27 protein-coding genes and 1 tRNA gene are annotated in these 25109 nt (G+C 69.0%); 4 read left to right on the forward strand and 24 right to left on the reverse strand.

The window, feature by feature from the left end; genetic code table 11:
• Nucleotides 1-82: 82 nt before the first annotated feature.
• From HNQ73_RS09210 to HNQ73_RS09255, 10 genes are all read right to left on the reverse strand, one after another.
• The gene (locus HNQ73_RS09210) at nt 83-1114 is read right to left on the reverse strand and encodes a formate dehydrogenase subunit gamma (RefSeq protein WP_183334528.1); all 1032 of its coding nucleotides are present in this window, start codon (nt 1112-1114) and stop codon (nt 83-85) included.
• A gap of 33 nt (nt 1115-1147) precedes the next feature.
• Nucleotides 1148-1744 (reverse strand): formate dehydrogenase FDH3 subunit beta, encoded by a 597-nt coding sequence (gene fdh3B, locus HNQ73_RS09215; RefSeq protein ID WP_183334530.1) that lies wholly within the window; start codon nt 1742-1744, stop codon nt 1148-1150.
• 11 nt (nt 1745-1755) lie between these two features.
• Nucleotides 1756-4662 (reverse strand): formate dehydrogenase subunit alpha, encoded by a 2907-nt coding sequence (locus HNQ73_RS09220; protein ID WP_183334532.1) that lies wholly within the window; start codon nt 4660-4662, stop codon nt 1756-1758.
• Between the two features lie 12 nt (nt 4663-4674).
• Nucleotides 4675-4872: a twin-arginine translocation signal domain-containing protein gene (locus HNQ73_RS09225; RefSeq protein ID WP_183334534.1), complete on the reverse strand. Its 198-nt coding sequence runs from the start codon at nt 4870-4872 to the stop codon at nt 4675-4677.
• A 23-nt stretch (nt 4873-4895) separates the two neighbouring features.
• A complete protein-coding gene (locus HNQ73_RS09230) occupies nt 4896-5678 on the reverse strand; it encodes a Cro/CI family transcriptional regulator (RefSeq protein WP_183334536.1) in 783 nt (260 codons plus the stop codon).
• A 172-nt stretch (nt 5679-5850) separates the two neighbouring features.
• Nucleotides 5851-6516 (reverse strand): DUF3306 domain-containing protein, encoded by a 666-nt coding sequence (locus tag HNQ73_RS09235; protein ID WP_183334538.1) that lies wholly within the window; start codon nt 6514-6516, stop codon nt 5851-5853.
• Complete coding sequence (locus tag HNQ73_RS09240) at nt 6513-7019, reverse strand: DUF3305 domain-containing protein (protein ID WP_183334540.1); 507 nt, start codon at nt 7017-7019, stop codon at nt 6513-6515. Before HNQ73_RS09240 ends, HNQ73_RS09235 begins: the two co-directional genes overlap by 4 nt.
• A 12-nt stretch (nt 7020-7031) precedes the next feature.
• Nucleotides 7032-8048 (reverse strand): DUF6352 family protein, encoded by a 1017-nt coding sequence (locus HNQ73_RS09245; RefSeq protein ID WP_183334542.1) that lies wholly within the window; start codon nt 8046-8048, stop codon nt 7032-7034.
• Complete coding sequence (locus HNQ73_RS09250; protein WP_183334544.1) at nt 8045-8578, reverse strand: DUF6505 family protein; 534 nt, start codon at nt 8576-8578, stop codon at nt 8045-8047. The genes HNQ73_RS09245 and HNQ73_RS09250 overlap by 4 nt, the downstream gene beginning before the upstream one ends.
• Nucleotides 8575-9351, reverse strand: a complete 777-nt coding sequence (locus tag HNQ73_RS09255; protein ID WP_244650050.1) for a biotin/lipoate--protein ligase family protein — start codon at nt 9349-9351, stop codon at nt 8575-8577. Before HNQ73_RS09255 ends, HNQ73_RS09250 begins: the two co-directional genes overlap by 4 nt.
• A 64-nt stretch (nt 9352-9415) precedes the next feature.
• On the opposite strand from HNQ73_RS09255, the gene HNQ73_RS09260 reads away from it, so the two are divergent.
• Nucleotides 9416-11494, forward strand: a complete 2079-nt coding sequence (locus HNQ73_RS09260; RefSeq protein ID WP_183334546.1) for a 4Fe-4S dicluster domain-containing protein — start codon at nt 9416-9418, stop codon at nt 11492-11494.
• A 6-nt stretch (nt 11495-11500) separates the two neighbouring features.
• Here the strand turns inward: HNQ73_RS09260 and HNQ73_RS09265 are convergent, their stop codons facing one another.
• Nucleotides 11501-12490, reverse strand: coding sequence for an LLM class flavin-dependent oxidoreductase (locus HNQ73_RS09265; protein WP_183334548.1), 990 nt, complete (start codon nt 12488-12490; stop codon nt 11501-11503).
• A gap of 138 nt (nt 12491-12628) precedes the next feature.
• Nucleotides 12629-13948: a c-type cytochrome gene (locus tag HNQ73_RS09270; protein WP_244650052.1), complete on the reverse strand. Its 1320-nt coding sequence runs from the start codon at nt 13946-13948 to the stop codon at nt 12629-12631.
• A gap of 17 nt (nt 13949-13965) precedes the next feature.
• On the opposite strand from HNQ73_RS09270, the gene HNQ73_RS09275 reads away from it, so the two are divergent.
• Nucleotides 13966-14214, forward strand: coding sequence for a sulfurtransferase TusA family protein (locus HNQ73_RS09275; protein WP_183334550.1), 249 nt, complete (start codon nt 13966-13968; stop codon nt 14212-14214).
• Between the two features lie 11 nt (nt 14215-14225).
• Here HNQ73_RS09275 and HNQ73_RS18085 read toward each other — a convergent pair whose 3' ends face one another.
• From HNQ73_RS18085 to HNQ73_RS09290, 4 genes are all read right to left on the reverse strand, one after another.
• The gene (locus tag HNQ73_RS18085) at nt 14226-14360 is read right to left on the reverse strand and encodes a hypothetical protein (RefSeq protein ID WP_276513672.1); all 135 of its coding nucleotides are present in this window, start codon (nt 14358-14360) and stop codon (nt 14226-14228) included.
• 74 nt (nt 14361-14434) lie between these two features.
• Complete coding sequence (mobA, locus tag HNQ73_RS09280; protein ID WP_183334552.1) at nt 14435-15064, reverse strand: molybdenum cofactor guanylyltransferase MobA; 630 nt, start codon at nt 15062-15064, stop codon at nt 14435-14437.
• Nucleotides 15057-15944 carry a formate dehydrogenase accessory sulfurtransferase FdhD gene (locus tag HNQ73_RS09285; protein WP_210305114.1) on the reverse strand — a complete coding sequence of 296 codons (888 nt, stop codon included), beginning with the start codon at nt 15942-15944 and terminating at the stop codon, nt 15057-15059. Before HNQ73_RS09285 ends, mobA begins: the two co-directional genes overlap by 8 nt.
• Before the next feature lie 71 nt (nt 15945-16015).
• A complete protein-coding gene (locus HNQ73_RS09290; RefSeq protein WP_183334554.1) occupies nt 16016-16561 on the reverse strand; it encodes a DUF2478 domain-containing protein in 546 nt (181 codons plus the stop codon).
• Between the two features lie 161 nt (nt 16562-16722).
• Between HNQ73_RS09290 and HNQ73_RS09295 the strand changes: the two genes are divergently transcribed.
• Nucleotides 16723-17457 (forward strand): SIMPL domain-containing protein, encoded by a 735-nt coding sequence (locus HNQ73_RS09295; RefSeq protein ID WP_183334556.1) that lies wholly within the window; start codon nt 16723-16725, stop codon nt 17455-17457.
• Nucleotides 17458-17524: 67 nt separating this feature from the next.
• Here HNQ73_RS09295 and HNQ73_RS09300 read toward each other — a convergent pair whose 3' ends face one another.
• Entirely contained in the window at nt 17525-18967 is a 1443-nt protein-coding gene (locus HNQ73_RS09300) for an MATE family efflux transporter (protein WP_183334558.1), read from the reverse strand.
• A 214-nt stretch (nt 18968-19181) separates the two neighbouring features.
• Here HNQ73_RS09300 and HNQ73_RS09305 point away from each other — a divergent pair, with 214 nt between their 5' ends.
• Nucleotides 19182-19829 (forward strand): FMN-binding negative transcriptional regulator, encoded by a 648-nt coding sequence (locus HNQ73_RS09305; RefSeq protein WP_183334560.1) that lies wholly within the window; start codon nt 19182-19184, stop codon nt 19827-19829.
• A gap of 53 nt (nt 19830-19882) precedes the next feature.
• On the opposite strand, the gene HNQ73_RS09310 is transcribed toward HNQ73_RS09305, so the two are convergent.
• The 7 genes from HNQ73_RS09310 to HNQ73_RS09340 form a co-directional block, all read right to left on the reverse strand.
• A tRNA-Phe gene (locus HNQ73_RS09310) sits at nt 19883-19958 on the reverse strand.
• Between the two features lie 117 nt (nt 19959-20075).
• Nucleotides 20076-20330, reverse strand: a complete 255-nt coding sequence (gene yacG / locus HNQ73_RS09315) for a DNA gyrase inhibitor YacG (protein ID WP_183334562.1) — start codon at nt 20328-20330, stop codon at nt 20076-20078.
• A 26-nt stretch (nt 20331-20356) separates the two neighbouring features.
• Complete coding sequence (locus tag HNQ73_RS09320) at nt 20357-20998, reverse strand: Maf-like protein (protein ID WP_183334949.1); 642 nt, start codon at nt 20996-20998, stop codon at nt 20357-20359.
• Between the two features lie 55 nt (nt 20999-21053).
• Complete coding sequence (gene infA, locus HNQ73_RS09325) at nt 21054-21272, reverse strand: translation initiation factor IF-1 (RefSeq protein WP_026014757.1); 219 nt, start codon at nt 21270-21272, stop codon at nt 21054-21056.
• A gap of 81 nt (nt 21273-21353) precedes the next feature.
• Nucleotides 21354-22229 carry a CDP-diacylglycerol--serine O-phosphatidyltransferase gene (gene pssA / locus HNQ73_RS09330; RefSeq protein ID WP_183334565.1) on the reverse strand — a complete coding sequence of 292 codons (876 nt, stop codon included), beginning with the start codon at nt 22227-22229 and terminating at the stop codon, nt 21354-21356.
• A 39-nt stretch (nt 22230-22268) separates the two neighbouring features.
• A complete protein-coding gene (locus HNQ73_RS09335) occupies nt 22269-22982 on the reverse strand; it encodes a phosphatidylserine decarboxylase (protein WP_276513673.1) in 714 nt (237 codons plus the stop codon).
• Nucleotides 22983-23152: 170 nt separating this feature from the next.
• A complete protein-coding gene (locus HNQ73_RS09340; protein ID WP_276513674.1) occupies nt 23153-25078 on the reverse strand; it encodes an ABCB family ABC transporter ATP-binding protein/permease in 1926 nt (641 codons plus the stop codon).
• Nucleotides 25079-25109 lie beyond the last annotated feature (31 nt).

Genomic DNA, 25109 nt, shown 5'->3' on the forward strand with positions numbered 1-25109 from the left:
GCGCGTCGAGCCCCCGTGTGGTCCGTATCGCGGATGACGGGCGTGTTGCGGCCGCAACGACCGCGCCCGCCGGAAAGAGCGCCTACTCCGCCGGCACGGCCGACGGCGGCACGCCGCGCCTTCCCTCCTCCGCTGCCTGGTTCTCCACCTCGGCGACCCACAGGCTGTGGTGCTGGCGCGCCCAGTTGAGGTCCACCTGGCCGCTGCCCATGGCCCCGAAGGCGCCTTCCATGCCGAGCGTGCCGATGTAGATGTGGCCGAGAATCACGGCGATGAGCAGCACCGCGAGCAGGCCATGTATCACCTGGGCCGTCTGCATCTGGGCGATCGTCGTGCCGTAGAAGGGGAACAGCAGGATGTAGCCGCTCGCTGCGATGGCGCCGCCGACGAGGATGACGAGCCAGAACAGCACCTTCTGGCCGCCATTGAACTTGCCGGCCGGCGGGTGCGTGTTGCCCACGATGCCGCCGCCCTGCATGAACCAGGCGATGTCGACCCGGCCCGGGATGTTGCGCAGCGCCCAGATGAAGAACATCAGCACAAGCCCCAGGGTGAAGGGGAAGCTGAGGAAGTTGTGGGCGTACTTGGCGGCCATCGAGAAGCTGGAGAAGGCCTCCGGCCCGATGAGCGGCAGCAGGAGCGACTTGCCGAAGGCGACGTTGAGGCCGGAGAGCGCCAGGATGACAAAGCAGCTCGCCGTCAGCCAGTGCACGAAACGCTCGAACCACCTGAAGCGCACGATGGTGCGGCCCGACAGTCCTCCCTCGATAGGGATGCGCCCGCGCACGATGTAGAAGGCAGCGAGCACCGCGAGCGTGCCGAGAATGGCAATGCCGCCGATCCAGGCCAGGGTGCGTTCGTGATAGGCGCGCCACTCCTGCCCCTCAACCTGGATGAGCGTCGCCGCCTTCTGGTCGGGGATCGACACGCGACCGGTGACCCGGTCGAGCGCCTGCATGAGCTGCTCTTCCTTCACCGCCTCGGTCGTGGGGTTGACCTGGGCGACGGCGGGGCCGGACGCTGCCGGCAGCATGAGAAGCACCGCCATCAGCATCAGCAGCGCGGCGGCGATGCCGTGGGCAGACCAGCGCCGATCGGTTCCTGTGCGGGTCATGGCTCGTTCCTCCCTCCCGTCGACTGCTCCCGATCAGACGTCGATCGTTTCCTTGTAGGCCGTCTTCCAGCCCCAGGCGCCGGAGCCGTAGCCGCGCTTGAGCACGCGCTCCTTGTAGATGGCGGCGATGATCTCCCCATCGCCGGCGAGCAGCGACTTGGTCGAGCACATCTCGGCGCAAAGCGGCAGCTTGCCCTCGGCGATGCGGTTCGCGCCGTATTTCTCATATTCGGCGGCGCTCAGGTCCGGCTCCGGCCCGCCGGCGCAATAGGTGCACTTGTCCATCTTGCCGCGCGAGCCGAAGTTGCCGACGCGCGGGTACTGCGGCGCGCCGAAGGGGCAGGCGTAGAAGCAGTAGCCGCAGCCGATGCACAGGTCCTTCGAGTGGAGCACGATACCGTCGGGCGTGTTGTAGAAGCAGTCCACCGGGCACACTGCCTTGCACGGGGCGTCCGTGCAGTGCATGCACGCCATGGAGATGGACCGTTCACCCGGCTTGCCGTCGTTGATGGTGACAACGCGCCGGCGGTTGATGCCCCAGGGCACCTCGTTCTCGTTCTTGCAGGCGGTGACGCAGGCGTTGCACTCGATGCAACGGTCGGCGTCGCAGAGGAATTTCAAACGGGCCATCTCATCCTCCCTCAGGCCGCCCTGATCTGGCACAGCGTCACCTTGCCCTCGTGCATGCCCGTCACCGGGTCATAGCCGTAGGTGGTGATGGTGTTGACGCTCTCGCCGAGAACGATGGGGTCCGTGCCCGGCGGGTAGTTCTTGCGCTGGTCCTCTCCCATGAACCAGCCGGAGAAGTGGAAGGGCATGAAGGCGACGCCCTTGCCGACGCGCTCTGTGACGAGCGCCTTGACGCGTGCCCTGGAGTTGTTCTCCGGCCCCGTCACCCACACCCAGCTGCCGTCGGTGATGCCGCGCTCGGCCGCGTCCGCCGGGTTGATCTCGACGAACATGTCCTGCTGCAGCTCGGCGAGCCACCTGTTGGAGCGGGTCTCCTCGCCGCCGCCCTCGTATTCGACGAGGCGCCCGGAGGTCAGAATGATCGGAAAGTCCCGGGCGATGCCCTTGTCGACCGCCGCCTTCTGCACGGTGAAGCCGATGTTGGGCACGCGGAAGCTCCTGAAGTCCTCCCGCGTGGGATATTTCGCTACCAGGTCGGCGCGTGGCGAATAGATGGGCTCGCGGTGTACCGGTATCGGGTCGGGCAGGTTCCACGCCACGACGCGCGCCTTGCCGTTGCCGTAGGGGATGCAGCCGTGCTCCAGCGCCACGCGCTGGATGCCGCCGGACAGGTCCGTCGCCCAGGAAACGGCATCGGGATTGTTGCCGCCGATGCGCTCGATCGTGGCGCGCTCCGCCTCCGTGAGATCGGCATCCCAGCCGAGCTTCTTGAGGATGCCGTAGGTGAACTCCGGATAGCCGTCCTGGATCTCCGAACCGAGCGAATAGGAGCCCTCCGACAGCAGCGTCACGCCGTTGCGCTCCACACCGAAACGGGCACGGAAGGTGCCGCCGCCGTCCTTCACATGCAGGTTGGTGTTGTAGAGCGTGTGCGTGCCCGGGTGCCGGTATTCCGGCGTGCCCCAGCACGGCCACGGCAGGCCGTAGTAGTCCCCGCCCACCTCCGGCACGTCCTTGGGCGCACGCAGGGTGACGATGTCGAACTTGTCCTGGTTCGCCATGTGCGCCTTGAGGCGCTCCGGCGACTGGCCGCAGTAGCCGGTGGACCAGCCGCCGCGGTTGATCTCGCGCAGGATGTCCTCCGGCACGGGCCTGTCGTTCTCGACCTTGATGTTCTTGAACATCAGGTCGGCAAAGCCAAGCTTCTTCGCCAGACGGTACAGGACCTCGTAATCGTCCTTCGACTCGAAGATGGGCTTGACGATCTGCTCGCCCCACTGGATCGAGCGGTTGGAGGCCGTGCGCGAGCCCGAAGTCTCGAGCTGCGTGCAGATGGGCAGGAGATAGGTGCCGTTCTTGCGCTGTGAGATCGCGGCGAAGGTCGTGGGGTGCGGATCCCCGACCACGAGCAGGTCCAGCTTCTCGAGGCCCTTCACCATCTCCGGCATGCGCGGGATGGTGTTGCCGCCGTGGCCGAAGACCATCATGGCGCGCAGGTTGTCGCGCTGCTCCACCTGGTCCTTGGGCAGGAGCACGGCATCGAACCACCGTGTCGAGGGGATGCCGGGCGCCTCCATCATCTTCTTGTCTTCGAAGCGGGAGACCATCCACTCGTAGTCGACGTCCCACACCCGGCACCAGTGCTTCCACGCGCCCTCGGTGAGGCCGTAGTAGAGCGGCAGTGACGTGACATCGAGGCCGAGGTCGGTCGCGCCCTGCACGTTGCAGTGGCCGCGGAAGATGTTGGCACCGTTGCCGAAGCCGCCGACATTGCCGGTGGCCAGCAGCAGCGTGCAGTAGGCGCGCACGTTGGCCGTGCCGACCGTGTGCTGCGTGCCGCCCATGCACCAGATGAAGGTGGACGGCCGCTCCTTGGCAAAGGTCTCGGCCACGCGCCTCAGCTGCTCGCCCGGCACGCCCGTCACGTCCTCGACGGTGGCGGGATCCCACTTCTTCACCTCGGCCCGGACCTCGTCCATGCCGTAGACGCGCTGGGCGATGAACTCCTTGTCCTCCCAGCCGTTCTCGAAGATGTGCCACAGCATGCCCCAGATCACCGCGATGTCGGTGCCGGAGCGGATGCGCACGTACTCGGTGGAATGCGCCGCCGTGCGGGTGAAGCGCGGGTCGAAGACGAAGACGTTGGCGCGGTTGGTCTCCTTGCCCGTGAGGATGTGCTGCAGCGACACCGGGTGGGCCTCGGCGGCGTTGGAACCCATGAAGACGATGGTCTTCGCGTTGCGGATGTCGTTGTAGCTGTTGGTCATGGCGCCGTAGCCCCACGTGTTCGCGACGCCCGCGACCGTGGTGGAATGGCAGATGCGCGCCTGGTGATCGACCGAGTTGGTGCCCCAGAAGGCCGCGAACTTCCGCAGGAGATAGGCGCCTTCGTTGGAATACTTGGCCGAGCCGAGCCAGTAGACGGCGTCAGGCCCAGAGGCTTCACGGATCTCCAGCAGCTTGTCGCCGATCTCGTTGATGGCGTCGTCCCACGAGATGCGCTGCCAGGCGCCGTCCACCAGCTTCATCGGATACTTGAGGCGGCGGTCGCCGTGCACCAGCTCGCGGATGGCTGCGCCCTTGGCGCAGTGGGAGCCGCGGTTGATGGGGCTGTCCCAGGCCGGCTCCTGCCCCACCCACACACCGTTCTGCACCTCGGCAATCACCGTGCAGCCGACGGAGCAGTGGGTGCAGATGTTCTTCTTGCGCTCGATGGGCTGCTGGAAATCGGTGGGGCCGGCCTCGGCGCGGCGCACCGTTCCCACCTGGATCGTGCCGACCGCGGCGAGCGCGCCGGCGGTGAAGCCGGCACGCTTCAGGAAGGCGCGCCTGTCGACCAGGGACGCACCCCCGAACCCGGCTGCGACAGCCTGCAACCGGCCCCGCGCGGCGGCAGCGGACTTGCGCTTGATGAGCATGGCGCCCTCCCCTCAGTACCGGTTGACCCGGTAGTAGGTCTTCACGTGTTCGGTTTCGCGATAGCGCGTCTGGTCGTTCCCGGACGGCTCGGCCATGGCCTCGGCCTTGTCGGCGGCGACCGGCGCGAGCGCCGTCATGGCGGCACCCGCGCTGGCGGCGCCGAGGAAGCTGCGTCGATCGAGAACCGTCTTCTTCTTCTCGCCCTGCATGGCCTCCTCCCTCGTTCCCTGTGTCAGGCGGGCAGCGCGAAGGCTTCCGCCTCGATCTCCATCATGACGCGACCAAGCGTGCCGACGGCCCGGTAGAACCGGCCGGCACGCGATGTTTCCAGATCAGCGAAGAACCGCGCCGCCCACGGCTCCATGTGGCGGAGGAAGAACTCCCGCTCACCAAGGCCGGCGACGCCGAATTCGCAGCGGATGAGCCCGGCCATTGTCTCGCAGAGGATGGCGATGTGATCCTCCGGCTCCGCCACGCGCTCGGCGCGCTCGATGCCGAGCCGGGCAAGGTCGCCGCGCAGCACCGCGAGCGGACGCTCGTGCAGGAAGCCGGTGAGGTAATACGAGGCGTAGGGCAGCAGCTCGCCCCGGCCGAGCCCGATGAAGAGGTCGAAGAACTCCCGGCTCACGGCCTCGGCATCGGTGCCGGCAGCCGCCTCGGCAAGCGCCAGATGCGCCATGCCGATTTCGCTCGCATCTCCCCTGAGCCGCGAGAGCCTGTCCAGGAGGTCCTGCGCCGGTGCGCGCCAGAGCAGCGCCGCAAGCAGCGCATATTCCTCGGCGCGCGCCCAGTCGACGGGATCGATGTCGGCGTCGTCGGCCGCATCCTGCGGCGGGTAGAGGTCCGGACGCAGCACTGTCCGGTCGATGCCCGTCAGCGCCTCCACGGCGAGAACACGGTCGGCCGGCACGCGGCGCCAGCCTGAAACCGTGGGCTGAGACACCCCGAGCAAGCGGGCCAGCGCACGCACGCCGCCTGCTGCTTCAATGGCCTGCCTGAGCCCTGCCTCCCGCATTACGGCGCACGCCTCCCCCATAGCCGAACGGCAATAGGGGAAGCCTATCACCCCTTTTTTCACATTGCAACCATTCCAAAGAAGTATCGCGTGCGCTGCGCGTCATGGCTGTAGCGGCGGGCGTGTCGCCGCGCGGAACGCACAGGTCCGCGAATCCCTCGTCTACGTTGGCTCAGACGGGCGTCGCCGAGCCCGAGCGGCGGCGCGGGATGAGGCGGTGGCCGTCGGACGCGGCCTTCACATCAGCGTGCGCCCCGTCCGCCTCTGCCGTTGTGGCGGGCACCAGCGGCTCCTCGCCGGGCAACCGGACAGCCTTCGGCACGTCCGCGTGCCCGGCCGTCACCTCGGAGGCCGGCGGGGCAGCAGGCTCACAGGCTGCGGCCCTGACCGCCCCTCCCGGCTCTTCGTCCGACGGTGGCGGAACCCCCTCGACCGCGGCGAGCAGGCGGCGGCGCACCGCTTCTCCCGCCTCGAGCGGCCCGTAGCCCGGCATGCCTCCGGGCGTGTTCCAGTCCCAGTCGTAGTCGGCAAGGCCGACGAAGTCGCGGATGGCAGGGTCGCTCACCCACAGGCGGCGCAGGGCCGCCTGGCGCCAGGACTGCGGCACGTTGCGCTTCAGCCAGGGCCTCAGGTCCGTCTCGGGCCCGATGCTCTCGATGGGCGGCAGCTCCTCGAGCGGGACGGGCGCCTCCTCCGGCGCCGGCGATGACTGCTCGACGGATGCGGCATCCGGTGCGGGAGGCGGTTCCGGCACCTCCGCAGGTGGCAGCGCCTCCCTGCGTCGCGCGGCCTCCTTGCGTCGCGACCAGCGGGTGAGGAAGCCTTCGTCCGCGCTCACGGCTCCCTCTCCTTGCCATGAGCAGGCCGCAGCGCGAGGGCGTCCGGGTTGGCCCGATCGCGGCGGCGCTTGATGAAAGCGCGCTCCACATGGTGCTCAGCAACGAAGCGGGCGACAACGCCCGCCACCTCGTCCGGCATCGGCACCGCCTCGACGATGTTGTCGCCCGCCTCCGTGTAGGCCGCGCCCTCGTTGGGATCGGCCGTCACCACCAGGATGTCGAGCGGCGGGGTGACACCGGTGGCGTGGGCGGCGATCCACAGCTTCGGGGCTCCGCTCTCCAGATTGTCCCGGTATCCGGCCGTCTCGGTCCGGTAGAGGTCCACGGCATAGGCACCGGCATAGAAGCGCTGCACGCCCCCCTCCTCGACGAGCAGGGTCCACGGCGCGGCCTCCGGCACGCCGGCGAGGACGGCGACCGGCAGCCAGACGTGATCCACCCAGCGGCTTTTCAGCGGGCGGCGTTCCACGACCACGCCGACGCTGAATCTCTCGTGCGCCATGACTTCGCCTCCTCAGTGCACCGGCTGGTTCGCCGCGAGCGGCAGGCCGGCAATGAGGTTCTGCGGCTTGAAGCGTAGCAGATTGCTGCGATCCATCGCCATGATGAGATAGACGGGGTGACCGCTGACCTCCGGCCGCACCGGCACCGCCGGGTCGAGCCGCATGCTGAAAAGGGCGAGGACACGCGAAAGGGCCTCCTCCTCCACGTCCTCACCCCGCCACAGGGCGTTGCCGATGGCGGTCGCCTCGGCATCGAGCCCGATGAACCAGCGCCAGTCGCTGTCCTCGATGCGCGGCACGGCCTCGACCTCGGCGGCGAGCCCCAGCGTGCCGCGCAGGAAGGCCTCGATGCAGCGGGCGACAGCGGCGCGCCCCTCCTCTCCGAGGTCCAGCACCAGGTCGAAGGCGTCACTGCGCGCGTGATAACCAGTCTCGCCGGGCTGCAGCACGTCGAGCTCGGTCACGGCCGGCCCGCCCAGCATGGCGAGCAGCGGGGAGGCCTGCCTGCTCTCCTCGTGCATTTCGATGGTCTCCGCGTCGGCGAGCAGCAGGCGGCCCTCGTGCACGGTTACCTTCTGCGGCCGGAAGAAGATCTCTCCCGCTCGCAGCACCATGGCGTCCTCGCAGCCGTCGAGCGCCGCGCGCATCAGCACGTGGACAAGCTGGTTGAGGAAGAGCGGCGGCACACCGGAGACTCCCTCCCCGATCATGCGCACATAGGCTCCCTGCAGCGTCGGCGCGGCGAGGAGACGGTCGCGGAAGGAGAGGAAGGCCCGCCAGTTGTCCTGCGCGTCGGCATCGGCCAGGGCGGCGACCGCCCCCGGCGGAACGTCGGCGAAGGGATCGTCCAGCAGCTTGGCATGGAGGGCGCGCTCGGCCGCGCAGGCCTCGGCCGGCGGCACGAGCTCCGGCCGTGCCAGATAGGCCTTCAGAAAGGCATCCGTCACCACGAGGCCGCCGTCCTCGCTCCGGTCGAGCAGCACATGGCCGCTCGACAGCCAGAAGTCGCGGACATCGGTATCGGTCATGGCTTGTCCTTCATCAGGGCGATGAGATCGACCTCCTCGGCAGGCTCCTCGTCGGTCTCGAAGAAGTCGAAGGCGCGGAAGCTGTCGCGGGGACGGTCGCCGCGCGGGGTGAGCGTGCGGTAGCGCTCGCGGATCTCGCCGTTTTCCATCACGCGCTGCAGGGCGAGCAGCGTCCCTGCGGGATGATCGCAGAGCGACGCGGCAAAGGCGATCTCCTCGCGCGCTGCCGGCAGCGCAGTGGCGACGTCCGGTGCCCCGAGTCGCTCGACGAATCGCCGGGCGAGAAGGGCCGTGGCTGCCTCCGCCTCGTCCTCGCTCGCCTCGCTCACCACGGCAAGGGTCGAGAAGCCGAAGCTGTCGATGCCGAGGAAGCCGGAGCGGAAGGCGACGCGCTCCTTGGTCGGCAGGACGGCCACGTCGACATCGGTGAAGAGGAAGCTGCCGGTCACGGCCCATTCGCCCGGCGAGGCCGCACGGGTGAAGACGAAGGTGTCGGAGGCGTCGAGCCGGATGGTGCGCGGCAGCTTCATGCGGGCCTCCTTCCGGCCTTGTCCGCACCCCGCTCCAGCGCCTCGACGAAGAGGTGCCGCCGCCGGCCGCCGCCGGTCGTGACGACGAGGTCGCCGTTCACGTCGATGGCGAAAGACGAGTCGCCAGAATCGCTTGGCGCGAGACGCTCAACATAACGTGGAAGTTGAGAAGCGCCCCTGTCGCCGGAGAAGCCGTGCAGGTTGGCCATGAGGTGGCGGGCAAAGCTCTCCACGAGGCTTTCGGCATCCCCCTCCATCCCGCCGACCTGATCGAGGCCGAGCCGTTCGCCGTCCGCCTGCCCGTCAAGCGTCGCGATGCGCACGCGCGCACCGAAGACGAGCCAGTCCGGCACAGCCGCGTCATGCGCATCCTTCGGCCAAGCGAGCCGCCCGTCACCGACGGGGACACCGTCGAGGCGGATGCCGCCCGGCCAGTCGAAGGCGAGCGGATGCTCCGGCGCGCAGTGGGCCGCGACGGCATCGGCGAGCGCATTCATGGCCGGGTAGAAGGCAAGACGCGCGAGAGCGAGCGGCTCGGCCGGCTCCAGCACCACGGCGCAATCGACGAGATCGAACCGGCGCGCCCAGACGAGCGTGCCGGCCCCCGCCTTCCCCGCGATCGCCTGGGCATGGGCGAAGGCATCCCCCGCCTCGCGCAGGGTGATGAGCGTGAACGGTGGCGGCAGCATGAGCTCGCGCCGGCCGACTGACGTGATCCTGACCGAAATGGTCTCCTCCCCGGCGTCGTGCGATTGGAATTCATCCAATTCCATATAAGCTGCGCTCAAACAGCGCGAATGCAAGCGCTGCCAGCGCCAGTCCCGCGGAGGTGAATGCATGGCTGAAGGTCCCGGTCGCGGCAAGCGCCCCGTCGCAGGCAACGCTGTCGTCGAGACGCGGCCCGTCGCCTTCGTCTGCTCCTGCGAAGGCACGATGCCACTCGACGAGACGCTGCTGACACGTGCCTGCCCGGGCCATGACCTGCGCTTTGCCGACCAGTTGTGCCGGCGCGAGCTGGAGCGGTTCCAGGCCGCTCTCGGCCCGGAGGCGGCGCTCGTCGTCGGCTGCACGCAGGAGGCGCCGCTCTTCGAGGAAGCGGCAGGCGAGAACGCACTGTCCGACATCACCTTTGTCAACCTGCGCGAGACGGCCGGCTGGTCGGCCGAGGCGGATGCGGCGGGCCCCAAGATGGCGGCGCTGATCGCGGCAGCCGTGGCGGCGCCGTCGGAAGCGCCGCTGGTGTCGCTGAAGAGCGAGGGAATCACCCTCATCTACGGCCGTGACGAGACGGCCATCGCGCTTGCCGAACGCCTGAAGGACGTGCTCGACGTCACCGTGCTGCTGACGCGTCCGGGCGAGGTGGCACCGCCGCGCCGCACGGACTTTCCCGTTCTCAAGGGCACCATCGCCCGCGCCACCGGCTGGCTCGGCGCCTTCGAGCTGACGGTCAACGACTTCGCGCATCCGGCCCCTTCTTCTCGCGACAGGCTCGTCTTCGGCGCGCCGCGGGACGGCGCCGTGTCGCGCTGCGACATCGTCGTCGATGTCAGCGGCGGCGTGCCGCTGTTCCCGGCCGGGGAGCTGCGCGTCGGCTACCTGCGCGCCGACCCGGGCGACCCGGCGGCCGTAGCGCGCCTCGCCTTCGAGGCCTCGCAGCTCGTGGGCGAGTTCGACAAGCCCCGTTACGTCACCTACGAGGCGGCGCTGTGCGCCCATTCGCGCTCGAAGAAGACGGGCTGCACCCGCTGCCTCGACCTCTGCCCCACCGGCGCCATCACGCCGGACGGGGACCATGTGGCCATATCGGCCGAGATCTGCGCCGGCTGCGGAGCCTGCGCCGCCGTTTGCCCGACCGGCGCCGCGACCTATGCCCTGCCTGCGAGCGACGCCCTGATGGCGCGGCTGCGCTCCCTGCTGCACACCTATTCCGAGGCCGGCGGCGAGCGGGCGGTGGTGCTCTTTCACGACGAGGCGCACGGTTCTGCGCTGATTGATGCCCTCGCCCGCCACGGAGCCGGCCTGCCGGCTCACGTGCTGCCCGTTGCGGTCAACGAGGTGACGCAGCTCGGGCTCGATGCCTTCGCCGCCGCCCTCGCCTACGGCGCGGCGGCGATCCGCGTGCTGACACGCGCGCGCCCCAAGCACGATATGACTGCGCTGCTGCGCAATCTCGCTTACATGGACGCCATCGCGGTGCCCCTCGGCTTCGGCGAGGGCTCAGTGGCGACGATCGAGACGGACGATCCCGACCAGCTCGCGGCCGCGCTCGCCGGCGTGCCGGTGCCGGCGGCCGCGCTGCGGCGGCAGGCTGCGAGGTTCCTGCCCCTCGGCCGCGGGCGCGAACTCACCGTCATGACGCTCAAGGAGCTGCGCAACGTCGCGCCGCTCGCCGTCGATGCCCTGCCGCTGCCCGAGCGCGCGCCCTTCGGCACAGTCCATGTCGATGCCGAGGGATGCACGCTGTGCCTCGCCTGTGTCTCCGCCTGCCCCTCCGGCGCACTGGGCGACAACCCCGACAAGCCGATGCTGACCTTCGCTGAGGACCGCTGCGTGCAGTGCGGGCTGTGCGCCGCCACCTGCCCGGAGAAGGTCATCACGCTCGAGCCGCGCATCGACTTCGCCGCCTGGGCCGCCCCGCCGGTGACGAAGAAGGAGGAGGAACCCTTCCACTGCATCGCCTGCGGCAAGCCCTTCGGCACCCGCTCCACCATCGAGCGGATCGTAGTCCGGCTCGAGGGGCGGCACTGGATGTTCTCGGGCGAACATGCCCAGCGCATCGCAGTCATCAAGATGTGCGAGGACTGCCGCGTCGAAGCCGTGGTCAACGAGAGCTTCGATCCGCATGGCGCGCCGGCCAGGCCGGCGCCGCGCACCACCGAGGATTACCTGCGCGAGCGGGACAAAAAGGGAAGCTGAAGGGGCTCAGCGCACGTCCTGCGCCGCGGCGGCGATGAGCTCGAACGACCGCAGCCGCAGGGCATGGTCGTAGACGTCGGAGACGACGATCAGCTCGTCGGCCGCGGTCTCGGCGACGAGGGCGGCGATGCCATCGCGCACCGTTTCGGGCGAGCCGACGATGGAGCGGGCCAGCATGCGCATGACCTGCTCCTTCTCCGTCGGCGTCCAGTAGGTCTCGATGTCGTCAATGGGCGGGCGGCTCACGCCGCGCGCACCGCGGAAGATGTTGGTGAATGACATCTGCTGCGTGGTGGCGAGGCGGCGCGCCTCCGCGTCGGTCGGCGCGGCGATGATGTTGACGCCCACCATGGCGTAGGGCCGTTCGAGCTGGGCCGAGGGCTTGAAGCGGGAGCGATAGGTCTCCAGCGCCGGCAGCAGCATGTCGGGTGCGAAATGCGAGGCGAAGGCATAGGGCAGGCCCAGTTCGGCGGCGAGCATCGCGCCGAACAGGCTGGAACCGAGGATCCAGATCGGCACGTTCGAGCCCGCCCCCGGCACCGCCACGACCGCCTGGCCCGGCACCGGCGGGCCGAGAAGCGCCTGAAGCTCGACGACATCCTGCGGGAAGGTGTCCGCGCTCGCGGGTGAGCGGCGCAGGGCGCGCAGGGTGCGCTGGTCGGTGCCGGGAGCCCGGCCGAGGCCGAGGTCGATGCGGCCGGGGAACAGCGCCTCGAGCGTGCCGAACTGCTCCGCTATGACGAGCGGCGAATGGTTGGGCAGCATGATACCCCCCGCGCCGACGCGGATGGTACTCGTGCCGGCAGCGATGTGGGCGATGACGATGGAGGTCGCCGCGCTCGCGATACCCGGCATGTTGTGATGCTCGGCAACCCAGATGCGGCGGTATCCGAGGCCCTCCGCATGGCGCGCCAGGTCGCGGGCGTTGTTCAGCGCGCCGCGCGCGTCCGTCTCCTGTGTGATGCGGACAAGGTCGAGAATGGAAAGCGGAACCATGGTGTCACCCCCATCGGGCCGTCGTTCTGGCAAGATGGGGAGCCGGAAGGCTGCAGGGAACCCGCCGGAGACGCCTGCCCCGGCGCGGAGCCATGCGCCGGGCGCACCTTTCCGGATGACAGCGGCCGCGGGCCGCGGTCACCGCGGTGCGGTGGCCTTCTTCAGGAAGTCGACCAGCGCCTGCCTGTCGGCCTCGTTCGTCACCCGCTGCTCCGGCATCTTGGTGCCGGGCAGATAGGCGTTGGGGCCGACCTCGAAGAGGCGGGCGATGGTCTCTCCCGTCCAGACGAGGTCCATCGCCCGGAGCGCCGGCGAATAGTCGTAGCCGGGTACCGAGGCGATGCGGCGGCCGAAGATGCCGTAGAGCGTCGGGCCGGCGCGGTTGCCGCCGTCCGGCGTCAGCGTGTGGCAGGCGGCACAGGCGCGGAAGACCTCGGCGCCACGCTCGCCGGAGAAGGCCGCGAGCGGATCCTCCCCCGCCTGCGGGACGACGGCACCGATATGCTCGCCCGTGCGTGCGTTCCAGCGGCGCACCACGCGGTCGCCACCGCCCGAAAGGATCTCGGCCCCGTCGGGGGAGAAGGCAAGTGACCACACCGGCAGCCCCGGCCCGACGAGGGTCGCGATCGTCCGGCGCGTCCGCCGCTCGACGATGGCGACGTTGCCGCGGATGCCGCCGGCGGCAACGCGCGTGCCGTCCGGCGACAGGGCGAGCGCGATAAGGGGCGTCTGGCCCACCTCGCACTCGGCAAGCACCGCGCCCGCCGCCGAGACGAAATGGAGCTTTCCGTCCGCCCCCGCCACGACGATTTCGCCGTCGGGCGCGACGACGACGCCGTTGAGCGGCGTCGGCAGGGTGACGACCCGAGGCGGCTGCGCCGGATCTGGCGGCCACAGGCGCAGCGTGGCGTCGTAGCCGGCGGTGACGAGCCCGCCCGAGGGCGTGAAGGCGACGCCGTTGACGTTGCCCTGGTGGCCTCGCAGGCGCCGCAACTCCTCGCCCTGCGCCGACCAGAGCGCCGCGGTGCCATCCCAGGCCGCCGAGGCGAAGGTGCCGTCGGAGCCCGCCGCGAGCGCGGCGACCGGTGCCTCGTGGGCCGCGATCACCCGCTGCGGCGTGCGGCCGGTCGCAGGCCAGATGGCGATGCGGCCGTCCTCGCCGGCCGTGGCGAAGCGTCCCTCGCCGAGCGCCACAGCCGCATTGACCGATCCCTCGTGGGTGCGCAGCACCGCCTCCGCCACGCCGTCGGCCAGCCGCCAGCGGATGGCCGAGGTGTCGAAGCTGCCGGTCAGCGCCACCTCGCCGCCCGGGTCGACGGCGACCGCCCGCACCGGCCCGCCGTGGCCGCGCAGCTCCTGCGCCGAGGAGCTGTCAGCAGGCGTCCATATGGAGATGAGCGCGACAAGGCCCAGCATTGCCCGGGCGGCGCGACGCGGTGCATGATCCGGCCGAATCATCGAAGGGAAGCCTCCGAATGCGTGACGAGACCAGCGATACGCCCGCCGGGCGAACGCTCGACCTGCGTGGCCTCAAGTGCCCCCTGCCCGCCCTGCGCACCCGCAAGGCCCTGCGTGAGCTAGAGGCGGGCGCGCTCCTCCTCGTCGAATGCACCGATCCGATGGCGGCCATCGACATACCCAACCTCGTGCGCGAGACCGGCGACGTGCTGGAGGCCCAGGACAAGCGCGACGACACCCTCCTCTTCACAATCCGCAAGGCCTGACGGGCCGCGGCTCAGGGAATGTCGCCGAGGCGCACGCCGCTCGTTGTGAAGGCCACGTCCACCGGCTTCTGCAGGTCGGACAGCACGAAGCCGGCGCCTGCCGCGACGACGATTGCGACGACCACCGCTAGGATGAACGCGCGCATCACTTCCTCCCCCGATTCTGCGGGTCTTCCACCCGCGTTGCCCGCGCAGAGGGTGCGTGCGCAAGCGCGTTCCGTCAACTCAGGCGCGCGTGAGCGAGGATCGACTCCGCCACCTCGATGTCCGCAGGCGTGTTGGCGTTGAAGAAGACGTCGAAGGGCTCCGCCGGCCACTCGGCCACCGCAAGGGGGAAGCGGGCGGTAAAGCGGTCGATCTTGCGCTCGCCCTCACCGACCAGCGCGCGGCGCAGATCTTCGCGGATGCTCACAGGCCACAGGCCGATAACCGGATGGGTGCGGCCGCCCGAGGCTGCGCAGGCGAGCATCGCCCCCTCCTCCTCGCGCGCGGCATGCAGGCGCGCCACGAGATCGGGCGGCAGGAAGGGCGTGTCGGCGGCGACCGTAACGATCCATTCTGCCTGGCGCCGGCGCGCCACGTGGTCGAGCACCGCAAGGACCCCGGCCAGCGGGCCGGCGAAACCGGGCACGTCGTCGGGCACGACGGGCAGTCCGTAGGATGCGAAGCGCGCCGGATCACCGTTCGCGTTGATGACGAGGCCGGCACACTGGGGCGCCATGCGCTCGACGACATGGTCGAGGATGGGCCGGCCGCCGACGAGTCGCAGCGGCTTGTCTCCGCCGCCCATGCGCCGGGCAAGCCCCCCGGCGAGCAGCGCGCCGATGGTCGGTGGCCAGGCCTCACCCATCCGCTCCTCCCTTGCCTCCCTTTTCCTCGTCCTCGGCGCCCTTGCGCCGGTGCCGCGCCGATTCCTCGGCCACGTAGGCGAGATCCTGGTCGAAGACGATGCGCTCAGCACCGCAAAGAGCGATGAAGCGCTTGCCACGCGCGCGACCTATGAGCGTCAGCCCCGCCTTGCGGGCGAGCTCGACGCCCCAGGCGGTGAAGCCGGAGCGCGAGACGAGCACGGGAATACCCATGCGCACGGTCTTGATGACCATCTCGGAGGTGAGACGCCCGGTCGTGTAGAAGATCTTGTCCGCCGGATCGATGCCGTGCCGGTGCATGTAGCCTGCCACCTTGTCCACCGCGTTGTGGCGGCCGACATCCTCCATGTAGACGAGCGGCCTGTCGCGCTGGCACAGCACGCAGCCATGGATGGCCCCCGCCTCCAGATAGAGCGAGGGCGTGCGGTTGATCTTGTGGGTGAGCGCATAGAGCCAGGATGTGCGCAGCTCCGCATGCGGCAGGCGCGCCTCCTCGATCACGTCCATCAGGTCGCCGAAGGCAGTGCCCTGCGCGCAGCCGGAGGTCAGGGTGCGCTTGCGCAGCTTGTCCTCGTAATCAGTCTTGCGCTCGGTGCGCACCACGACGACGTCTAGCTCGGCGTCGTAGTCCACGGCCGTAACGACATCGTCCGGCTTGAGCATGTTCTGGTTGAGCAGGTAGCCGACGGCGAGATGCTCCGGATGGTCGCCGATCGTCATCATCGTGACGATCTCCTGCGAATTGAGGAAAAGCGTCAGCGCCCGCTCCGTGACGACGCGGGTCTCGACCGGCGCACCCGTGTGGTCGATGCCACGGACCGCGACGCTGAGGCGCGGGTCGAACGGGTCGGGCCGCACCAGATACTCGGAGAGGAAGGCGAGATCCTCCTCTTCCGCGCCCGGCGGCCGCGCCACGCTGCCCGACGGTCCGTTCACGACGACACCTTTTCGCCGGCTCCGGCCCGCCCGGCCACCTGCGCGACGCACCACGCCTCGAGGGCCCCGAGCGTCGGCTCGAGCCGCTGCCAGGCGTCGCCGGCGAAGGCGCGCCAGGCGGGCAGCAGCGCCTCGCCCACGGCAGTGAGCGTCGGCAGGCCGCGGCCGACCGCGAGGGCAAACTCGTCCCGCAGGCCGCCGCCTTCGGCCTCGGCTTTGCCGAACTTGTTGAGGATGACGAGGTCGACATCGTCCGCGCCGATGGACGCGGCTGCGAGGCCCGCCGACATCGCAAGGCCCTGCGGATCGAGCCGGCAGCCACCGGCGCCCGGGCCACGCTGCTCGCTGATGAGGATGCGCTGGCCGGTGGCGAGATCCTCGAGCGCCATGTCCCCGCAGATGGTGCAGGCATCGTCCTCGTTATGCTGCACGAGACCGGCGAGGCGCAGATCGCGCCGCCGAAGGCGCCGGCTCAGCTCCACGAGCAGCCCGTCTACGAGATGCTGCGATTGATAGACCACGACCCCGATGGCCGATTGCATGGCTCTCTCCCCGGCACCATTCTATTGTGCCGCCTGCCTCCCGCAACCCGGGCCGTCGGGCTGGCAGAGGAAAGGGCGCCCGCACCCCGGCCACGGTCTCATCTCCGTCACAGTTGCATGGTGAAGCAGCTGCGCCGATTGATTGCAGGAATCCACGGAACATGATCAATCTTCGTCGTACCGTCCTCGCCGCCGCCCTTGCCGCGACCGCGGCCACCTCGGCTCTCGCCGCCGAGACAGCAGCGGAACGGGCGCCCGGACGCATCACCATCGTCGGCGAAGGCACCGTCAACGCGGTCCCCAACATGGCGACGCTCACGTCGGGCGTCGTCACCTCGGCCTCGACCGCACGCGAGGCGCTCGACGCCAACACCGAGGCCATGGCCCGCGTTATCGAAGCCTTCAAGAAGGCCGGCATCGCCGCCAAGGACATCATGACGGACGGCTTCTCCGTACAGCCGCGCTACGTCTATCCGGAGCCCAAGGACGGTTCGAGCCAGCCGCCGCGCATCGACGGCTATGAGGTGCGCAACCATGTGATCGTGCGCGTGCGAGAACTCGCCAAGCTCGGCACGGTGCTCGACGCTGCCATCACCACCGGCGCCAACCAGATGGGCGGCCTCTCCTTCGATGTCGCCGAGCCCGCTGCCCTGCTCGACAAGGCGCGCACCGCCGCCATTGAGGACGCCAAGCGCAAGGCCGAGCTCTACGTGCAGGCCGCGGGCGCCAAGCTTGGCCGCCTCGTCGAGATCAGCGAGGCGACCATGCAGACACCGCCCAGGCCGATGATGATGGCGCGGTCCATGGATTTCGCCGAGGCGAAGGCCGTGCCCGTCGAGGCTGGCGAGCAGACGCTGCGCGCGCAGGTGCGCATCACCTGGGAACTGGCGGAGTGACGAGGCGCCGTTCCTTGCCTCACTCTCCTTAACGTTGCCGCGCGGCCGGCTTGTCCGGCCGCTTTTGTCATGCGCTGCCCGGCACGCACTCAGCCAGCGGCTCCCTCCGATCGGCGCCGAAATCGACAAGTCCCAGCCGCTCCCGCCGCGCCCAGCGCACCAGCATGAGCACGGCGACGACGGCGAGACCCGAGGCAAGGCCGATCCAGATCCCTGCCCCGCCAAGGCCGGCGCGGAAGGCGAGCGCCGTCCCCAGCGGCAGCCCGACGCCCCAGTAGCCGATGGCCGCGTAGATCATCGGCACGCGCGTGTCATTGAGGCCGCGCAGCATGCCGGAGCCGACGGCCTGCGCCCCGTCGAAGACCTGGAACAGGCCGGCAAAGGCGAGGAATGTCACCGCGAGCGCGACGACCTCCGCATTCGCAGGCGCGTCGACGTCGAGGAAGGCGCTCACGAGCAGGCGCGGCGTCAACAGCATGAAGAAGGCCATCGTTGCCATGAAGGCGATGGCCATGACGAAGCCCGTCCAGCCCGCGACGGCCACACCCGTCCTGTCCTGCGCGCCGAAGGCGCGGCCGACACGGACGGTCGCCGCCTGCCCGATGCCGAGCGGCACCATGAAGGTGAGCGAGGCGATCTGGATGGCGATGGAATGGGCGGCGAGCGAGGCCGTGCCGATGAGCCCCATGAGAAACACGGCCGCATTGAAGATGGTGGTCTCGAAGGCGAAGGTGGCGCCGATCGGCAGGCCGATGCGCCAGATCTGCACGAAGCGCGACCAGTCCGGCCGCCAGAAGCGGCCGAAAAGCGCGTAGCGCTTCAGCCTCCTGTCGAGCTGGATGGCAACGGCGAGGCCGCCGAAGAGAAAGAGGCTCGAGGCCGTGGTCGCCACGCCTGCGCCGGTGAGGCCGAGCGCCGGGAAGCCAAGGTTGCCGAAGATGAGGCACCAGTTGGCGAGCACATTGAACAGATTGGCGGCGATGCTGACCGTGAGCGCCCACATCGGCCGCTGCAGCGCCGACAGGAACGAGCGCAGCACGACATAACCGCAGAACGGCAGCAGTGCCCATTGCAGGGCGTGCAGATAAGTGGCGGCAGCTTGCGCGAGCTCCGGCTTCTGCCCCATGGCGAGAAGAATGGTCTCTCCCTGCCAGAGCAGCAGCCAGGTCGGCACTGCGATGACACCGGACACCCACAGTCCCTGCCGGACGGTGCGGCGCACCTGGCGCACGTCATAGGAGCGGCGACCCACGTCGTGCGCGATCATCGGCGCAGTTGCCGTGACGACGCCGATCGCGAAGATGAGCACCGCGAAATAGAGGTTGAAGCCGAGCGCGGCGGCGGCGAGCGCCTCGGGGCCCAGCCAGCCGAGCATGATCACGTCCGTCGTGCCCATGGCCGTCTGGGCGAGGTTGGTGAGCACGAGGGGCCAGGCGAGCGCCAGGGTCGCGCGCCACTCCTTCGCCCACGCCCCCGGCGTGGCGTTCCTCACGGTATCGTTCTGTGTCATGGGCCGGCAATCTATACGCAAATGCCAAAAGCGCCCATGCCGATGACGCAGAATTAGGCAGCGAAATCGTGGGGAGAGCGTTCGCCTCCGTGGCGACACGGTCAGAGCCGCCCGCACCGCCTCCCCTTTCCTGCCTCGGGCGTGTGGCAGCGCCGCGAAAAGGCGCTAGAAGACGGCAAAAGCCTGTGCGAGCGACGCCGACGGAGGAACGCGAATGTATCAGCCCCCGCATTTCCGGGAGGAGAGGCTCGAGATTCAGCATGCGCTGATCCGCGCCCATCCGCTTGGCCTGCTGATCTCCTCGGGCGAGGACGGGCTGCTCGCCAATCCGGTGCCGTTCCTGCTCGACGCGGCGGCGGCGCCCAAGGGCGTGCTGAGGGCACACCTCGCCCGCGCCAACCGGCAGTGGCAGGCCCTTGCCGCCGGCCAGCCGGCCCTCGTCGTCTTCCAGGGCGTCGACACCTACATCACGCCATCCTGGTACGAGACGAAGAAGGAGACAGGCAAGGTCGTACCCACGTGGAACTATGCCATCGTGCAGGTGCGCGGTCCGGTGCGCGTCGTCGAGGACCGGGAATGGCTGCGCCGCCAGATCACGGCACTGACCGCCGAGCACGAGAGCAGCCGCAGCGAACCCTGGGCCGTGACTGACGCGCCGGAGGATTTCGTGGAAGCGCAGCTCAAGGGCATCATCGGCATCGAAATGACGATCGAGACCATCGAGGGCAAGTGGAAGGTGAGCCAGAACCGCCCCCTCGCCGACCGCATCGGTGTCACCGCCGGCCTCGCTGCCGAGGCAGATCCGCGCGCGGCTGAGATGGAACGCCTCGTGCGCGCGTATGGAGGCATACCTGGCCCGTGACCGCGGTGGCTGCGGATTGAAACGTCTCGATCTGCTGATCTTCAGGGGAGGAGTGGTGCCCAGAGCTGGAATCGAACCAGCGACACTGCGATTTTCAGTCGCATGCTCTACCAACTGAGCTATCTGGGCTCACGCTCGCAGCGCCGTTCGGCGCCGCTGCGGACGAAGCGCTTATAGAGAGAGCCGCCGCGCCTGTCCAGTGGGTGTTGGCTCATCCACAGGCGGGCGGAAGGCTGTCCCGGCGGCTCAGTCCTCGTCGCTGCTGCGGCGGCCCTCCCCGCCCGTGCTGCCGTCGTCCGGCAGGTCATCGTCCTCCACGGCGGGGATGACGTATGAACCGCTCAGCCAACGGTTGAGGTCGATGTCCGCGCAGCGCGAGGAGCAGAAGGGGCGCCAGCGTTCGACGCGCGGCTTGCCGCAGATCGGGCAGGCCGGGGTCTTCGGCGCGTCGTTGGCTGGCTTGGTATCGCGATCCTTGATGGTCCGAACTCCCTGGGACATGGCCTTATGCTCGGGCCGGATGCTTGTCACACGGCGTTGAGCCAGCTGAGGCGCACAGGGTAGCCTTCGCCATCCAAGATGGCGACCGTCTCGTGCAGCGGCAAGCCCACCACCGCCGTATAGGAGCCGACGAGCTTGACGACGAAACAGCCGGCGAGGCCCTGGATGGCGTAGCCGCCGGCCTTGCCGCGCCATTCGCCGGAGGCGAGATAGCTCTCTAGCTCGTCGCGCGACAGGTTCTTGAAGCGCACGCGCGTCTCCACCACCCGCTCGCGGAACTTGCCCGAGGGGGTGACGACGCAAACACCCGTGTAGACGCGGTGCACACGGCCGGACAGCAGGCGCAGGCACTGTGCCGCCTCGTCCACGACCTCGGCCTTGGGCAGGATGCGCCGGCCGACAGCAACCACCGTATCGGCGGAGATGAGGAAGGCCTCGGCCAGCTCCTCGCGTCCGCGCGCCACGGCAAGTGCCGTTTCCGCCTTCTCACGCGCGAGGCGGCGTGCATAGTCGCGCGGCTTCTCGCCCCGCCGGGGCGTCTCGTCGATATCTGCCGGCAGGACAGCGTCGGGCTCGAGCCCCGCCTGTTGCAGCAGGGCAAGCCGGCGCGGCGAGGCCGATGCCAGTATGAGCCTGGGACGCCAGCTTCCGGCGGGGTTGGGCTTCAAGGACAAACCTTTCTCCACTTCGAGCGTGGGGCCCGCCGCAGGTGCCGCTGCTGCCTCACTTGAAGCGGTATGTGATGCGCCCCTTGGTCAGATCATAGGGCGTCATCTCGACGAGGACGCGGTCACCGGCGAGGACGCGAATGCGGTTCTTGCGCATCTTGCCCGCCGTGTGGGCGATGATCTCGTGATCGTTCTCAAGCTTCACACGAAACATCGCGTTGGGAAGCAGTTCGGTAACGACCCCAGGAAACTCGAGCAGCTCTTCTTTCGACATGCTCCGACCAGCTCTGACAACGAAACGGCGCGGAACGTAATCGAAAGCCGAAGTCTTGTGAACTGGGCCGTTGGTGAGATTTCACACACCCGCCGGCCCGGCCCCCTTCGCCTCGCCGGCCCCTGCCTCAGGGGCAGCGGCAGCCTCCTCTGCCCGGGCGCGGGCCGCTTCCTCGCGCGCCCTGCGCCGGTAACGCGCGACGCCGAGCGGAATGAGGGCGAGATAGACGATGACGCCGACGGCCAGAACCTGGAAGGTGAAGCTGACAAGCAGCGCCGCGAAGAGCACGATGACCGCAAACAGCGGCAGCACCTTCTCGCGCGGGATGCGGCTGCCCAGCGTCTTGCCGGCATAGGTCGGAATGCGGCTCACCATCAGGAAGGCGATGCCGACGAGATAGGCGGCGACGAAAGGGGCCGCGATGCTGTCGACCGGCAGGCCGAGCATGTAGAGGTAGATCGGCAGGAGGGCGCAGATGGCGCCCGCCGGCGCGGCCATGCCGACGAAGTAGTTCTTCTGCCACTCTGGCCGGTGCGGGTCGTCGATCATGACGTTGAAGCGCGCGAGGCGCAGCGCGGCAGCGATGGCAAAGACAAGCGCCGCGATCCAGCCGATCGACTTCAGCTCGTGCAGCACGAAGCTGTAGAGGATCAGCGCCGGCGCGACGCCGAAGTTCACGAAGTCCGACAGCGAGTCGAGCTCGGCGCCGAAGCGCGAGGTGCCCTTGAGCAGGCGCGCCACGCGCCCGTCGATGCCGTCGAGGATGGCGGCGATGACGATGGCGATCAGCGCCGGCTCGAGCCGCTCCTCGATGGCGAGGCGGACGGCGGTGAGCCCGAGGCAGAGCGCAAGCAGGGTGATGACATTGGGCACCAGCACCCGCAGCGGAATGGGCGTGAAGCGCCGGCGGCGCGCTTCCTCCGGATCCGGCGCGAAGGGCGGGAAAAGGTCAGTCATCGCGGATCATTCTCGGGCAAAGGCACCGCCGGTACAACGTCAGGAGCTGCGGAAGGCGCGCGGCCCTTCCTGCGACTTGAGATCGGCGAGCACCGTCTCGCCGGCGACCGTGAGCTGGCCGAGCCCGACGAGAGGCTGGATGCCGGCCGGCAGGTAGACGTCCACGCGCGAGCCGAAGCGGATGAGGCCGAAGCGCTCGCCCGCAGCGAGCGTGTCACCCTCGTGCACGAAGCTGACAATGCGCCGGGCGATCAGGCCGGCGATCTGCACCACGCCGATGCGATAGGGGCCGGACTCGATGACGAGGCCGTTGCGCTCGTTGTTCTCGCTGGCCTTGTCGAGCTCGGCGTTGATGAACAGGCCCGGCGTGTAGACGATGCGCGCAATCCGCCCCGGAACCGGCGCGCGGTTCACGTGGCAGTCGAAGACGTTCATGAAGATGGAGATGCGCGTGTGCGGCTCGTCGCTCAGCGCAAGCTCCGGCGGCGGCACCACGGTGGCAATGCCACTGATGCGCCCGTCGGCGGGGGCGATGACGAGGCCCTCGCGCGTCGGCGTCACGCGCTCGGGATCGCGGAAGAAGTAGCAGATCCAAAGGGTGATGATGAGGCCGATCCAGCCGAAGGGCGCCCACAGGTGCCCGAGGACGAGCGTAGCCACCGCCGCAATGGCGATGAAGGGATACCCTTCCTTGTGGATCGGCGTCAGCGTCTTGCGAATCGATTCGTAGATGGACATCTCTTGCTCTCGCATCGGCACTGTGCCGCCGGGACCCCAACGCCGTCCCTTGGCGGAAACCGTCAGCCGGCAGTGGAGCCGGTTCCGTCATTGAAACCGCACCGTCACGGCGGCGCTGCCACTCGCAACCCGCGCCCCGCCAGGATCTGCGTGGCGCAGTGGGATGGCAGGCATTGCCCCGCCCGTCAACCCGCCGTCAGGCTCATCCGCAGGCTTTCGCCCTCCTCCTCCGCGGCACGCTTGAGCTTTTCGCGCGCCTCGTCAGCCTCGCGCTGGCGATTCCACATGGCGGCGTAGATGCCGCCAGCGGCCAGCAACTCCTCGTGCGTGCCGCGCTCGGCGATGACGCCCTTGTCGAGCACAATGATCTCGTCCGCGCCGACGACGGTGGAGAGACGGTGGGCAATGACCAGCGTGGTTCGCCCGCGCGACACGCGGTCCAGCGCGTCCTGGATCTCCTTTTCCGTGAAGCTGTCGAGGGCAGAGGTCGCCTCGTCCAGCACCAGGATGGGCGGGCCCTTGAGGATGGTGCGGGCAATCGCCACCCTCTGCTTCTCGCCGCCCGAGAGCTTGAGGCCGCGCTCGCCGACCGGCGTGTCGTAGCCTTCCGGCAGGGAGCGGATGAAGGTGTCGATCTGCGCGAGGCGTGCAGCCTCGGCCACCTCCTCCTCGCTGGCCTCCCAGCGTCCGTAGCGGATGTTGTAGCCGATGGTGTCGTTGAACAGGACAGTGTCCTGCGGGACCATGCCGATCTTCTCGCGCAGGCTCGCCTGCTGCACGTCGGCGATGTCCTGCCCGTCGATGAGGATGCGGCCGCTGCTCGGCTCGTAGAAGCGGAACAGCAGGCGCGAGATGGTCGACTTGCCGGCGCCCGAAGGGCCGACGATGGCGACCGTGCGCCCTGCCGGCACCTCGAAGGTGATGCCCTTGAGGATCTCGCGCTCCGGCACGTAGGAGAAGCGCACGTTCTCGAAGCGCACCGTCCCCTCGGTGACGACAAGCGGCTTGGCACCCGGCTTGTCGCTCACCTCCGGATGGCGGGCGAGGATGGAGAACATGTCGTCGATGTCGATGAGCGCCTGCTTGATCTCGCGATACAGCATCCCCATGAAGTTGAGCGGGATGTAGAGCTGGATCAGCATGGCGTTGATCATGACGAAACCGCCGACCGTGGTGTGGCCGGCCCGCACGTCGAACACCGCCATCACCATCGCCGCCGTCAGCCCCAGCGTAAAGATGATGGCCTGGCCGGCGTTGAGGATGGCGAGCGAGGTATAGGTCTCGATGCTGGCCCGCTCGTATCGCTCGACGGAGCGGTCGTAGCGACGGATCTCGCGCTCCTCGGCGCAGAAATACTTCACCGTCTCGTAGTTGAGCAGGGAATCGACGGCCTTGGTGTTGGCGTCGGTGTCGGATTCGTTCATGCGCCGGCGGATGCCGATGCGCCACTCCGTCGCCTGGTAGGTGAAGGCGAGGTAGACGACCACCATGGCGAAGACGACGGCAGCGTAGCGCCAGTCGAACTGCAGCCAGAGGATGGCGAGCACCAGCGCAAACTCGATGATCGTGGGCACGAGCTGCAGCACTGCCAGGCGCACCAGCTCCTCGATGCCGGAGCGCCCGCGCTCGAGCACGCGCGTCAGCCCGCCGGTCTTGCGCTCCAGGTGGAAGCGCAGGGAGAGGCGGTGCATGTGCTCGAAGGTCTTGAGAGCCAGGCGCCGCACCGCGTTCATGGCCACGGAGGCGAAGATGCCGTCCCGCAGCTGCGTGAGTCCGGCCATGAGCATGCGCATCAGGCCGTAGAGCACCGTAAGCGCCACCGCCCCGCCCCACAGCGGGGCAGTCACCTGCACGCCGGCGCCGCCGAGCTCGCCCGTCAGCGCGTCCGTCGCCCACTTGAAGCTGTAGGGCATGAGGACGGTGACGATCTTCGCCGCCAGGAGCAGGGCGAAGGCGATGTAGATGCGCAGGCGCAGGTCCGCCCGATCGTGCGGCCACAGGTAGGGCCACAGGCGCACCATGGTGCCGGCGATGCCCGGCCTCTGCGGCGCTGCGGCAGGCCCCTGCGCTGCCGCTGCCTGGGCGGCCGGGCCGGTTGCTTGGTCAGCCATTCGGAATAATTCCAGGACAGAAGGTGCCCCT

Origin of the sequence: Chelatococcus composti (assembly GCF_014201415.1) — a bacterium.
GTDB classification, from domain to species: domain Bacteria; phylum Pseudomonadota; class Alphaproteobacteria; order Rhizobiales; family Beijerinckiaceae; genus Chelatococcus_A; species Chelatococcus_A composti.